General features: G+C 37.0%; 12 protein-coding genes. 9 read left to right on the top strand and 3 right to left on the bottom strand.

Annotation, left to right across the window (positions count from 1 at the left end):
• Positions 1-54: 54 nt before the first annotated feature.
• Complete coding sequence (locus L6W14_RS17855) at positions 55-315, top strand: DUF1871 family protein (protein WP_004228396.1); 261 nt, start codon at positions 55-57, stop codon at positions 313-315.
• A gap of 78 nt (positions 316-393) precedes the next feature.
• On the opposite strand, the gene L6W14_RS17850 is transcribed toward L6W14_RS17855, so the two are convergent.
• Positions 394-1734, bottom strand: coding sequence for a sodium-dependent transporter (locus L6W14_RS17850; protein WP_237898550.1), 1341 nt, complete (start codon positions 1732-1734; stop codon positions 394-396).
• Positions 1735-1934: 200 nt separating this feature from the next.
• Here L6W14_RS17850 and L6W14_RS17845 point away from each other — a divergent pair, with 200 nt between their 5' ends.
• The 3 genes from L6W14_RS17845 (at position 1935) to yugI (ending at position 4592) form a co-directional block, all read left to right on the top strand.
• The gene (locus tag L6W14_RS17845) at positions 1935-2483 is read left to right on the top strand and encodes an RNA polymerase sigma factor (protein WP_237898549.1); all 549 of its coding nucleotides are present in this window, start codon (positions 1935-1937) and stop codon (positions 2481-2483) included.
• On the top strand, positions 2476-4128 hold the full coding sequence (locus tag L6W14_RS17840) for a hypothetical protein (protein WP_237898547.1): 1653 nt from the start codon (positions 2476-2478) through the stop codon (positions 4126-4128). The genes L6W14_RS17845 and L6W14_RS17840 overlap by 8 nt, the downstream gene beginning before the upstream one ends.
• A gap of 86 nt (positions 4129-4214) precedes the next feature.
• A complete protein-coding gene (gene yugI, locus L6W14_RS17835) occupies positions 4215-4592 on the top strand; it encodes a S1 domain-containing post-transcriptional regulator GSP13 (RefSeq protein ID WP_004228409.1) in 378 nt (125 codons plus the stop codon).
• Between the two features lie 41 nt (positions 4593-4633).
• On the opposite strand, the gene L6W14_RS17830 is transcribed toward yugI, so the two are convergent.
• Entirely contained in the window at positions 4634-5941 is a 1308-nt protein-coding gene (locus tag L6W14_RS17830; RefSeq protein WP_237898546.1) for an AAA-type ATPase lid domain-containing protein, read from the bottom strand.
• 145 nt (positions 5942-6086) lie between these two features.
• Between L6W14_RS17830 and pruA the strand changes: the two genes are divergently transcribed.
• The 5 genes from pruA (at position 6087) to L6W14_RS17805 (ending at position 12990) form a co-directional block, all read left to right on the top strand.
• Positions 6087-7631, top strand: coding sequence for an L-glutamate gamma-semialdehyde dehydrogenase (gene pruA, locus L6W14_RS17825; protein WP_202342493.1), 1545 nt, complete (start codon positions 6087-6089; stop codon positions 7629-7631).
• 250 nt (positions 7632-7881) lie between these two features.
• Complete coding sequence (locus tag L6W14_RS17820; RefSeq protein ID WP_004233780.1) at positions 7882-9075, top strand: ornithine--oxo-acid transaminase; 1194 nt, start codon at positions 7882-7884, stop codon at positions 9073-9075.
• Positions 9076-9158: 83 nt separating this feature from the next.
• On the top strand, positions 9159-10403 hold the full coding sequence (locus L6W14_RS17815; protein WP_004233781.1) for a Glu/Leu/Phe/Val family dehydrogenase: 1245 nt from the start codon (positions 9159-9161) through the stop codon (positions 10401-10403).
• 364 nt (positions 10404-10767) lie between these two features.
• Positions 10768-11931: an iron-containing alcohol dehydrogenase gene (locus tag L6W14_RS17810; RefSeq protein WP_237898542.1), complete on the top strand. Its 1164-nt coding sequence runs from the start codon at positions 10768-10770 to the stop codon at positions 11929-11931.
• A gap of 360 nt (positions 11932-12291) precedes the next feature.
• Positions 12292-12990, top strand: a complete 699-nt coding sequence (locus L6W14_RS17805) for a hypothetical protein (protein ID WP_048395809.1) — start codon at positions 12292-12294, stop codon at positions 12988-12990.
• Positions 12991-13043: 53 nt separating this feature from the next.
• Here L6W14_RS17805 and L6W14_RS17800 read toward each other — a convergent pair whose 3' ends face one another.
• Positions 13044-14027, bottom strand: a complete 984-nt coding sequence (locus L6W14_RS17800) for a cation diffusion facilitator family transporter (RefSeq protein ID WP_237898541.1) — start codon at positions 14025-14027, stop codon at positions 13044-13046.
• Between the last annotated feature and the right edge of the window lie 14 nt (positions 14028-14041).

Genomic DNA, 14041 nt, shown 5'->3' with positions numbered 1-14041 from the left:
TTTTTTTTACTATGGTATCATACGAGTATGATCAAAGGATAATAGGTGAGTATTTTGGAAAATATAAAAATGAATCAAGCAGCTGTCCATCTGCTAGAGGAGTGGGATCCATTCCACTTAGGTCCAGACCATTATGATACAGAAACAGCAGATGTAGTTGCAGCATTACAAGGGATTGATGATCCATCAACACTTGCAAAAGTTATTCAAGAAACATATGAGCATTCGTTTGAGCAATGGATTCCATTTGAAGATTGTGTAGCCATTTCTTACAAACTAATTGCCATTAAATTTGAAGCGAAATGTATTATTTAAAATATTTTGCATATTCCTTATAAAAAAAGGGGTTGTCAATGGACAACCTCTTTTTTAATACATCTTTGAGGCTAAGACTTATTTAAATAAAGGCAAAATCCCCTGAATGAAAATAATAAGAATGGCGAGTGGGGAGACGTAGCGAATTAAAATGTACCAAATATTAAACATGAAGCTTGACGCAGCTAATTCTTTACGTGAAATATCTCTTGTATAATAATAACCTGCAAAAATTGAAATCAACATAGCTCCAATCGGCATACCGATGCTATTAGTCATAAAATCAACAAAGTCAAAAATAGAGCGATCTACTATTTTTACATCTGCTAATATACCAAATGAAAGGGCACTTGGAATACCAACGATGAAAATAATGATTCCACCAATCCAAGCAATTTTTCTGCGTTTTTCTGGTTTATCACCAATAGCGATTGCTACGACTATTTCTAACATGGAAATGGAAGAAGTGACTGTAGCAAAAAGCAATAGAATGAAGAAGATTATTAAGAACAAGCCACCAAGAGGTAACTGCTCGAATACAGCTGGCAAAATAATGAATACTAAGCCTGGCCCTTGATCAGGCGTATAACCAAGCGCAAACACTGCTGGGAAAATAACAAGTCCTGCAAGTAAAGAGATAATAATATTCATAGATGCTACATTAATCGCAGAGTTACCAATCTTCTCTGTTTTAGATAAATAGGAAGCATATGTAATCATAACCGCAATACCTACACTTAGTGAGAAGAATGCTTGTCCTAAGGCCATTAAAAATGTTTCAGCATTTAAATAGGACCAATCAGGTACAAACATAAATTTAACGCCTTCCATAGCCCCGTCTAAAGTTAAAGAGCGAATAACTAGGACAATAAAGAAAATAAAGAGGAGAGGCATCATCCATGTGCTGGCTTTTTCAATTCCGCCCTTAATACCTGCTGACACAATGACCACTGTCAATAACATAAATAGTCCCTGTACAAGTACTGCTTCAAAAGGGCTTGAAATAATATCGCCAAATAAATCAGCGTAGTTGATGTCAGAGCCAGCATTCGTTAGCTTAAATGTAAAGGCACGACCCAAGTAGCTTAAAATCCATCCACCAACAACGCTGTAGAATGATAGGATAAGGCCTGCGATTACCATACCGCCCCAGCCAATCAAATACCATGGCTTTCCTGGCGCTTGTTCCTTAAAGGAAGTAACAGCATCCTTTTGACCTCGACGACCAATCATGAACTCAGCAATGAGGACGGGTAAGCCAATAAAGAAAGTACATAAAATAAATAATAAAATAAAGACACTACCGCCATTCGTACCCGCCATATAGGGGAATTTCCAAATGGCTCCTAACCCTATAGCACTTCCTGCGGCAGCTAAAATAAACCCAATTTTTGTTGTAAATTGATCCCTCGATGACACGAAAATAAATCCTCCTTATACTAAAGTATTATTTTACCTCAATATTCTCATAACACAAGCAAATATCAGAAAATTGATGATAGCAAGAAAGACATTTGAAGGAGTAAAAATATAGAGAGATGACATGTGAGGAAAGACATTTAAATTATGTAACAATTAGGTAGAATGCTTCGTTTCATTATCAAAAAGGGGGGGTAGCTATGACGGAGGTTGAACTAATAGCAAGGGCGCAGCAAGGAGATAAAGATGCCTATATCGAGCTTATCCGCATACATCAGCAAACCGTTGAAAAGTTTGCCTTTCAATGTGGCGTACATACAAATGATTTAGCTGATGTTTCACAGGAGGTATTTGTTAAACTGTATCGCTTTTTACACCAATTTAAACAGGATCGATTTACCACGTGGCTCTATAAAATCACATTAAATGCTACGCGTGATTATTATCGTAAGGAAAAACGGCAGCAGGCTAAAGAGGACAAGCTACAGGCCCAACAGCAAAAGACTCATTCATCTGCTGAAGAGAATGTTCTTTTGTTTGAAGAGGACAGGCATCTACATGGTGCTATTCAGGCACTTGACGAAAAATACCGTTATCCTCTCGTGTTGTTTTATTTCCACGAATTAAAATACGAAGAAATCGCTGAGGTTTTAAATATTTCGTTATCGACGGTGAAAGTGCGATTATTACGAGCGAAGGAAAAGCTAAAGGCAGCATTAATGCAAGATGGGAGTGTTGAAAATGGATGATAAGCAATTTGACCAACGTATGGCACTACTGAAAAAATCCTATGAACGAATGGAAGCGAAGCTTGATCCTGATACTGTCTTTAAACAAATTGAAGAAGAGGATATATCCAAGGAATTATCTTTTGAAATTATCAATAAAGGTCATCAGCGCCCCTCCAGATGGCAAAAGTCGGTTGTTTGGTTTGTAAGTATTGCGAGCGTGTTATTAGTGGGTTTATTGGGAACTTCATATATGATTGGACAGCCTGAAACATACAATAACAGTGATAAACAGATTTCCCAAGAAAATGATGACAACACGATAGGGACGTATGAAAAATGGGTAGAGCGAATCACCAAGAAATACAAGAGAGTGAAAGAAGATATAAGTAGGGAGTTGAAAGTTTCAGTAGAAGAACTGAATACTTTTTCATATATTCAAAATGCAGATTCCATGTTGGCCTTCTATACGAGTTACGAACGTCCGATAAAGGAGGATTGGGAATTGCAAATAATGGAGAAGGAAATTCTAGACGGATTAATGACCCCGAGACGAGCCTTAGAGACAATCAAAGGATACGGGCCATTATCCTTTAATGAATCTTATGGAATCTTTAACTTATATAAGCAATCGCTTAATGACATAGAAATGTATTTTAATTCTTTACTTGAACCTTATGAACAGTTTTTAAAGAAAAAGATAGATCGTAGTCAGTATCCATCAGATTTAAAAGCAATCATTGAAACAGCAAACAAGCAATATATGGAACTTCATTTGGATGTGGATGGTTCCTATTATTTTAAAGCTAATCCCATCGATGGGGAATTTGCTTTTGAACCTATAAAATACATGCATCCTGATATTTTTGGTTACTTTGAGTTTTTACAAAAGGGATTTTTAGTAGGAGAAGAAGGCTTGAGGTATACACGAGAAGAAACAGCTGAATCCTTAAAAATTATGGAGCGTTCATTGCTGTTTGATATCAATACGGGGAATGTTACTTATAAGGAATTAAAGGCAGTATTTGAAAATACTTGGTTAGCTCTAATGAAAGGATCCACTAATTATCAAGTGTATGCTGAAAAGGGAATCGTTAATAAAGAATACCTGAATTTTTTACAAAAAGTCGCTAATGGAAAGTATGGGGAGGTAATGACAAAGAATGCAGCAACTATTTTAAATGAATTACACCAATATAATAACTCAGAAACGTTAGTAGGGCTGACAATACAAGATATTTCAACGGCCATTTTGCAAGTTAGGAAAGATACGGCAGTTGAAGAATTTAATATTGTAGACATCGATGATGCGGAGATTGCACAAGTTAAGAGAATTTATGATCAGTATTTGAAAAGTGACCCTGAGCCATTTATTAATCAGCTCAGTCCTTTAAATATGGTTTCCCTTTATTTATATGCAATTTCTATTGGAGATGAATCATTGCAAGAGAAAGTAATCCTATCAAATGTAGAAATAGAGTCTGATTTTTTAAACAAAGTAAAAAACTTATCCATTATTAGCCAAATGTCGCAATACAACGGAAATTACCCAATGGTGGCTGTACGACTTGATGAAGAACATCAAAAAGAGTATGGCAAGCAGATTTTGTTTAGATTATCTCAAAATGAAGATGGCTTTTACCGTATAATTGGTATCATGGATTGATGAGATGATTTTTTGCCCCGTTTTTACACGTATGTTATAATTTAAGCGATATATACGTAGCAAACAAAAGAAAGTGGGCAAAGGTTATGGTAAAAAAATATGAATTAGGAGACGTGTTGACCGGAAAAGTTACAGGTATTCAACCATACGGTGCATTTGTTGCACTAGATGACAATACGCAAGGCCTTGTGCATATTTCGGAAATAACATACGGCTTTGTGAAGGACGTTAGTGAATTTTTAGCTGTTGGGCAAGAAGTTGAAGTCAAAATTCTTGAAATCGATGAAGAGGCCGAAAAAATTAGTTTATCGATGAGAGCGCTACAGGATCGCCCAGCAACAGTAAGAAAAAAAGACGCACCACCACGTAAATCATTGCAGGACCGTGTAGATGAATCGGATGCAAATGGTTTTAATTCCTTAAAAGATAAATTGCAGGACTGGATTGAACAATCTGGTCAATAAAAAAACGAGGATGCTTTCGAATGAAAGTATCCTCGTTTTTTCTATTGTTTTTTTATTTTGCGGATTCGATATTGTAGGTTTTGTCTGCTCATACCAAGTGCATTTGCTGCCTTTGTAATATTGCCCTCATATAAATTTAAGACATTTTGCACATAATATGATTCGGCTTCACGCAAATAGGCATCGAGTGGCATGACATTGTTATTTTGATGGAACATAAAAAATTCTGGTTCACGATTATTTGTATCTTGCTGCTGCACTTTGAAGCGGAAATGTAATGGTAATAAATCTGAAGTAACAGTGGATTCCGTTGTCATAAATGAAACAATTTCATCCAGTAGCAGCTCAAGCTCTTTTAGATTTCCTGGCCAATCATATTGTAAAAATAATTCCTGTACGTCTGGTGCAAGTTCAGTGACTTGTGAGGCAAATCGTTCTCGATGTCGACTAAAATAATCTTCTACAAATGGAAGTATGTCTTCTTTTCGATCCGTTAAATTGGGAATAGTAATAGCCATTGTTGCAAAGAAATAATATAGCGATTTTGACAGCTTCTTTTCGGCAATCAATGTAATGGGATCACTACCCACACTGCCAATTAGCATATATTTGGACTGTGGAAGTGAATGTAGTATATCTAAAAGTTGCTCTTGAATGTCTAAGCTCAAAAAATCGATACGTTCGAAGAAAAAGGTGTAATCCTTATCTTCTTCTAGTAATTGTTGTAATTTATCGAGCACCGATTGAGCTGAACGGCGACTAACGAGTGTCACAAAGGCATCAGGATCAGGTGAAGCTGCGTGGTGAATTCCCTCTGCTACTAAATCTTTCCCTGTGCCAGATTCGCCAATTAATAATACTGGTAATTTTACAGCAGCTGCTTTTTTAGCGTTGTCGATAACCTGCTTCATGGATTCAGAATCAGCTTTAATCATATCAAATGTTAAAGGTTCATCGTAACGACGAAGGGGTTGATAAACAAGCTTTTCCAGTGAGGTAATATCACGTGCAAATTCGATTGCGCCAATCAGTTTGCCTTCAACAAAAAGTGGAAAAGTATCATTGATTGTTGTAATTTCATGACCATTTTTATTCCAGTAGGATTGTTTAACATTAATTTCTTTTTTTCCTGTTTGTAGAACACGCATTAATGTACTTTCATGTTGACGGAAGGAAAACATTTCAATAATGGAACGATCCGCAAGTTCATCAAAATGAAACCCTTCAATTTCTTTCATTTTCGTATTGTAAATAATCGTTTTACCAGATAGGTCTACTGCATGAATACCAACGGATACATTTGTTGCAATAAACTCATAAAAAGGTAGTAAAGGTTCAGAATTTTTCATAAAAATGTGCACCTCAAAAATTTTTTACTTGAAATATGCAACGAAATTTTGCATTATAATAAGTGTAAGAATATTTTATACGCAAAGATATTTTGCGTCAATGTTTTTTGCATACCCAAACACATCTCACAAGGGAGGATTAAGTATGATTCCATACAAACACGAACCATTCACAGATTTTTCACAAGAGGCAAACTACAATGCTTATGTAGAGGCTTTAAATAAAGTTGAAGGTTACTTAGGTCAAGACTACCCACTAATTATTGGTGGTGAGCGCATTACAACAGAAGATAAAATCGTTTCGTACAATCCTGCAAAGAAAACAGAAGTCATTGGTCGCGTTTCGAAAGCAAGCAAAGATTTAGCTGAAAAAGCGATGCAAGCGGCAGATGAAACATTCAAAACGTGGAAAAAAGTTGATCCAGCCATTCGTGCGGACGTTCTTTTCAAAGCGGCAGCGATTATCCGTCGTCGCAAACATGAATTCTCTGCATTATTAACAAAAGAAGCTGGGAAACCATGGGCAGAGGCTGATGCAGATACAGCGGAAGCAATCGATTTTATGGAGTACTATGGCCGCCAAATGCTACGCATTAAAAACGGTCAGCCAGTCGAAAGCCGTCCAGGTGAATACAACCGTTATGACTACATTCCATTAGGAATCGGTATTGTCATTTCTCCTTGGAACTTCCCATTTGCAATCATGGCTGGTACAACAGTAGCTGCTTTAGTAACAGGGAATACAGTGTTATTAAAACCAGCTTCTACAACGCCAGTTGTAGCGTATAAATTTATCGAAGTATTAGAAGAAGCTGGTCTTCCAGCAGGTGCGGTGAACTTCGTACCAGGTTCTGGTGCTGAAGTAGGTGACTACTTAGTGGATCATCCAAAAACACGCTTCATCAGCTTCACAGGTTCACGTGATGTTGGCTTACGTATCAACCAACGTGCATCTGTATTAAACGAAGGCCAAATTTGGATTAAACGTGTCATCGCTGAAATGGGCGGTAAAGATACAATCGTAGTGGATAAAGAAGCAGATTTAGAATTAGCTGCACAATCCATCGTGAAATCAGCATTTGGTTTCTCAGGTCAAAAATGTTCAGCATGTTCGCGTGCTGTCATCGTAGAAGATGTGTATGAGCAAGTGGTAAATCGCGTAGAAGAGTTAACAAACGCTTTAACAGTAGGTGACCCAACTGATTACAGCAACTTCATGGCAACAGTAATTGACCAAGCAGCATTCAATAAAATTACAGAGTACATTGAAATCGGTAAAGGCGAAGGTCGTTTAGTAGCTGGTGGTACAGCAGACGATTCAGTTGGCTACTTCGTACAACCAACTGTGTTCGCGGACGTAGATCCTTCAGCTCGTATTATGAAAGAAGAAATCTTCGGACCAGTGGTAGCCATTGCAAAAGCAAAAGATTTCGACCATGCGATTGAAATTGCAAACGATACAGAATACGGTTTAACAGGCGCTGTTATCACAACAAACCGCATGAACCTAGAAAAAGCGCGTGAAGAATTCCATGTAGGAAACCTTTACTTCAACCGTGGCTGTACAGGTGCAATCGTTGGTTACCAACCATTTGGTGGCTTCAACATGTCAGGTACAGATTCAAAAGCAGGTGGCCCAGACTACCTACAACTGCATATGCAAGCAAAAACAACTTCAGAAATGCTTTAATTTTCACATTGACGTGAGGGCTGTTCAAAGTAGGTAGAAATTGAGGCATTTTGAATGAATTTGTGACACTTCTCCAGGTAACGCTACCCTGGCTAAAACCGTAGACTTTCATGACGTAGTTTACCTTGGAGAAGTTAGCAAATTTACCGTTTGAATTGTTGCTATATGCTTAATCATTCTACTTATAGTGATACATAGTCCCTTTCTTTTATAAAGTTTTTCAACATGATTAGTAAGGAGAGAATAGGATATGACAAAAACTCAACAAGTTATTGAACAAACACAAAATTTTGGTGCAGCAAACTATCATCCACTTCCAATCGTTATTTCAGAGGCTGAGGGTGCTTGGGTTAAAGATCCAGAAGGTAACAAATATTTAGATATGTTATCTGCTTATTCAGCAGTAAACCAAGGACACCGTCACCCAAAAATTATCGCTGCTTTAAAAGAGCAAGCTGATAAAGTAACGTTAACTTCACGTGCTTTTTACAGTGAAAACCTTGGTGAATGGTATGAGCTAGTAGGGAAATTAACAAATAAAGAAATGGTATTACCAATGAATACTGGTGCTGAAGCAGTAGAAACTGCGTTTAAAGCAGCTCGTCGTTGGGCCTATGATGTAAAAGGCGTAGAAGAGGGTAAAGCTGAAGTTATTGCATGTAATGGTAATTTCCATGGTCGTACAATGCTAGCTGTATCTTTATCTTCTGATGAAGAATACCGTCGTGGTTTTGGTCCAATGCTACCAAATGTTAAATTAGTAGATTATGGTAATCTTGAAGCTTTAAAAGCTGCTATTACACCAAACACTGCTGCATTTTTAATTGAGCCGATTCAAGGTGAAGCGGGTATCGTCATTCCAACAGAAGGCTTCTTAAAAGCAGCTCGTGAACTTTGCCGTGAAAATAATGTACTATTCATTGCTGATGAAATTCAAGCTGGTTTAGCACGTACAGGTAAAATGTTTGCTTGTGATTGGGAAGAAGTAGAACCAGATATGTATATCTTGGGTAAAGCTCTAGGTGGCGGCGTATTCCCAATTTCTTGTGTGGCTGCAAACCGTAGTATTTTAGGTGTTTTCAACCCAGGTTCACATGGTTCAACTTTCGGAGGTAATCCTTTAGCTTGTGCAGTTTCAATTGCATCTATTAAAGTATTATTAGATGAAAAATTAGCAGAGCGTTCACACGAACTTGGTGAATACTTCAAAGGTAAATTAAAAGAAATTAACAACCCAGTTATTAAGGAAGTACGTGGTCGTGGTTTATTTATCGGTATGGAGCTAACAGAAGCAGCTCGTCCATATTGTGAAAAACTTAAAGAATTAGGTCTATTATGTAAAGAAACACATGATACAGTAATTCGTTTTGCCCCACCACTTGTTATTTCTCAAGAGGATTTAGATTGGTCAATTGAACAAATTGAAAAAGTATTTAAACTTTAACAAAATGTTCACATTTTAATTCGGAAGTATGTTACAATGATGCCGATAACTATCATTAAAAAAAACAAAGAGGCGATTTAATAATGTCTGAAAACTTAAATCTTTTCACATCAACACAAGATGTCATTCAAGATGCTCTAAATAAACTTGGCTATGATGAAGCAATGTATGAATTACTAAAAGAACCGCTTCGCATGCTACAAGTACGTATCCCAGTGAAAATGGATGATGGTACAACAAAAGTATTTACTGGTTACCGTGCACAACATAATGATGCTGTAGGACCAACTAAAGGTGGGGTTCGTTTCCACCCACAAGTGTCTGAGGAGGAAGTTAAAGCGCTTTCAATGTGGATGACATTGAAATGTGGTATTGTCGATCTACCGTACGGCGGTGGTAAAGGCGGTGTCATTTGTGATCCTCGTCAAATGTCAATGGGCGAAATCGAACGTTTAAGCCGTGGCTATGTTCGTGCGGTAAGTCAAATCGTAGGACCAACAAAAGATATTCCTGCGCCAGACGTATTTACAAATGCACAAATTATGGCATGGATGATGGATGAATATAGCCGCATGGATGAGTTCAACTCTCCAGGCTTCATCACTGGTAAGCCACTAGTACTTGGTGGTTCTCAAGGTCGTGACCGTGCGACTGCACAAGGTGTTACAATCGTAATCGAAGAAGCAGCAAAAAAACGTGGTATTGATATTAAAGGTGCTCGTGTTGTTATTCAAGGATTTGGTAACGCAGGAAGCTTCCTTGCGAAATTCATGCATGATTTAGGTGCGAAAGTAATCGGTATTTCAGATGCTTATGGTGCACTTCATGATCCTGAAGGTTTAGATATCGACTATTTATTAGATCGTCGCGATAGCTTCGGAACAGTAACTACTTTATTTGAAAACACAATTTCAAACAAAGAACTATTAGAGCTTGATTGTGATATTTTAGTACCAGCTGCTATTGAAAACCAAATTACTGCTGACAATGCACATAATGTGAAAGCAAATATCGTAGTAGAAGCAGCAAATGGTCCAACAACAGCTGAAGCAACTAAAATCTTAACAGAGCGTGGCATTTTACTTGTACCAGACGTATTAGCCTCTGCAGGTGGAGTTACAGTTTCTTACTTTGAATGGGTGCAAAATAACCAAGGTTATTATTGGACAGAAGAAGAAGTGGAAGAACGTCTATACAAAAAAATGGTCGAAGCATTTGATAATGTATATACAACAGCAACAACACGTAACATCAACATGCGCTTAGCAGCTTACATGGTAGGTGTTCGCCGTACTGCAGAAGCTTCTCGCTTCCGTGGTTGGGTTTAAGCAAAAAATGAAAAAACGAGTCATTTCCTTAATCGGATGACTCGTTTTTTTCAATTTTATTCGATTGAAGAAGGTGGTCTAGACGCTGTTCTAATAGCATCTTTTTTTCGTTCCTTATTTTTTTGATTTTAAAAAATCTTAGAAGAAAAAGGCTCGAAATTATGATTACAACAACAATTACAATAATAAGCATGTGCAAAAGTTCCTTTTACTTTATGTAATGTATAGTACTATACAACTATTGCCTGAACAAAATCTGAACAGTTTGAAAAACGCTTTCGAAATAGCGAAGTGTTGACAGCGTTTAATCTTTGCTTTCTTTAGCGTAATTATGAGAAAATCCAACTAGAAAGGGGCGAATTAGATGGATTCATTTACTTTTTTTAACCCAGTGAAACTACATTTTGGTGAGGATGCACTTGAAAAATTGCCGAAAGAATTAGAGCAATTTGGAAACAAGGTATTAGTTGTATATGGTGGCGGAAGTATTAAATCGAATGGTGTATACGATGCTGTTATAGAAAAATTACAACAGGCGGATAAAACCGTATTTGAATTAGGTGGTGTAGAGCCAAATCCACGAGTAGAAACAGCTAGACGAGGTATTGAGATATGCAAAACTGAAGGAATTGACTTAGTTCTTGCTGTTGGTGGTGGTTCAGTAATCGATTGTTCTAAATTAATTGTTGCTGGCGCTAAGTATGATGGCGATGCTTGGGATATCGTGAAACGTAAAGTGATTGTAGAACAAGCTATACCACTAGGAACGGTATTAACACTTGCTGCTACAGGCTCAGAAATGAATGCTGGATCTGTGATAACGAATGCTGCTACAGAAGAAAAACTAAGTTGGGGTAGTCCAGCAGCCTTCCCGAAATTTTCAATACTAAATCCAGCATATACAGTGACTGTACCTAAAAATCACACTGTGTATGGAATAGTGGATATGATGTCGCATGTATTTGAGCAATATTTCCACAATACAACGAATACTCCTATCACAGATGAAATGTGTGAAGGGGTATTGCGAACAGTTATTACGACAGCTCCAAAATTATTAGAGGACCTAGAAAATACGAAGTTACGCGAAACCATTCTATTAGCAGGGACAATTGGTTTAAATGGATTTCTATCAATTGGTTCACGAGGGGATTGGGCATCTCATAATATTGAACATGCTGTATCTGCTGTATATGACATTCCACATGCAGGTGGTTTAGCCATTCTTCAACCGCATTGGATGCGTTTAAATGTACCAGTAAATCCTGAGCGTTTTGCAGGTATAGCAACACGTGTGTTTGGAGTCGAGGCAACAGGCAAAACAGTAGAAGAGGTTGCTTATGAGGGGATTGATCGTTTATCTGCATTTTGGACATCATTAGGGGCACCTAGTCGTTTGGCAGATTACGATATTGATGATTCGAAATTCCAGCAAATTGTAGATCATGCTATGCAAAATGGCCCTTTTGGCAACTTTAATCGATTGCAAGAGGAAGATGTAAGAACCATTTTACGAAATTCTCTTTAATACTTTAAGTATGAGGCTATGCTTATAGCCTCATACTTTTTTTATTGCAAGGTTAAGAAAAATTAACGATTAATGTAGAATTTTGTCGTAGAAGTTTCTTTAGTCCTGCAATATAATAAAATAGATACATAATAGAAGGAATATAAATGTATTTTTCTTTATTTTAAGTGAGAAAAGTCATGTTTTTAGCTGAGTCATTCAACTTATATTATAGATTATTTTACTATAAGGTGATTTATGGAATGACAGAAAAGTATAGTTTTTTGTCGTAATCAGTCAATTCGTGTGTCAATGTTCAGAAGTTGTTCAGCCACCTTTACTAAAATAATTACAATATTAAACAAAGAGGAGAGGGATCAAATGTTGAAACAATTGCTACAGGATCGTATTGTTACATTAAGTTGTATAGAAATGCCATTTCAGCAACATGTTTATAAAATGCAAAATTGTGTAGAGGTATTGGGGATTGAAGCGAAATCATTGCAAATTGAAAATGATAAAATTATCACTGGATACATTGTTGATCAAAGTATATTTTTTAAAAGCGTGCGTTTTGGGCGAACGAATGTTATTTTTTCGGATGGTGTAAATAAAGCAATTGTACAATTATTTGTTCGTCCTTCTGGAGAAATTGTTGTAGAAGTTAAGCCGTATTTGGGGGGTGCTGAGATTGTTCCTGTTTATTATCGAACAATTTTAGCAGATACAGCTATTGCAATTGATTTAAAAGGTGCTTTAAAACATTATTTGGTGGCCCATCAATTTATGAATATAGAAGATTCAATTGCTGAAGTACATTATCAATCCATGCATCCGAATGTATTAAAGGATTCTTTTTTAGGAAATTTCGTGTTGGGTTGTCATGTGGATGGCAGAAATATTCTCAATGCAGAAGAATATGCATTAGCTAATCGTCAAGCCTCCTTACTATTTTCAAAAATCGTTATTCAGCAGAATGGTAAAAGACAAATGATTGCTTGTAATAAATTACTTACTTTTATGATTACAAACCATGTTTATGTAGGTTATGAGGATATTCCTAATTTAAAATTAGTCTAACAAATAGCCAACTGCCTGAAATACGGCAATTGGCTATTTGTTTTTATAAAGTATTAAATGGAGTTGTTTGGTTTTTCACCAACATGTATCCAGCTTGTTTTCCCATCATCTTCGTCGAATAATATAGCTACTTTAGATACTCCTTTTTGGCTTAGGATTACCTCGGTTAAATGATCACGAACATCATCTAAAAAGGCTAACGATAAAAGCGGATCAGCTTCAGCTACTAATTCTACATGTAAAAACTCTCCTTCTTTAATTACTTCAAGACGCACAATATCTTTAATATTCGGATCATCCATTACAAGGTGAGCAATATGGTTTAACATCTCTTCATCAGTCTCGCCAATGACGCCACGTGCATTATCGAGGAACACCTTACCGACTACATAAAACATCATGATCCCAATTATCATCGAAACGAGACCTTCTATTCGACTCCAACCTGTAAAATAAGCAATTAAAATAGCAGCAAAGGCTAAGAAGTTGCCCCCAGTAGCAACTAAATCTTCCATAAAAACTAATTTTGTTGCCGGTTTTGCCCTATTCAAATATGAGAAGGCTTTGGGAATAGCTGCGATACCTGCCTTTTCTTGACCTGCTTCATGTAACACTTCTGCAGCCGCTTTAGCTAGCACTGTCCCTTCTAAAACAATCCCGATGAATAATACCCCTAGGGCAATCAGTATCCCGCTAGACTCGCCTGCGGGATGAATAAAATGATGCCAACCTTCCTTTATTGTTTCATAAGAAAGGATAGCTACAATTATTACGGCAAAAAGGCATACTAAATTGACAATACGACCAAAGCCACCGGGAAATTGTTTTGTAGGTGCCTTTTTAGAGAGTGCTGAACCTATATATACAAATAATTGGTTTGCAGCATCGCCTAGAGAGTGCATCATTTCTGCAAACATCGCAACGTTACCTGTAAAGAAAAAGGCGATTCCTTTAATAATTCCTAAAAATGCATTTACACATGCAGCCATTAGAGAGGGTTTGTTACCGTCTTTTAGTAGTTTTAATAGTTCTGCCATAAAAAATCCTCCAA

Source organism: Lysinibacillus sp. ACHW1.5 (assembly GCF_022014815.1).
Taxonomy (GTDB): Bacteria; Bacillota; Bacilli; order Bacillales_A; family Planococcaceae; genus Lysinibacillus; species Lysinibacillus capsici.
The sequence above is the reverse complement of the archived record's forward strand: the minus strand, read 5'-3'. Positions and strand labels throughout refer to the sequence as shown.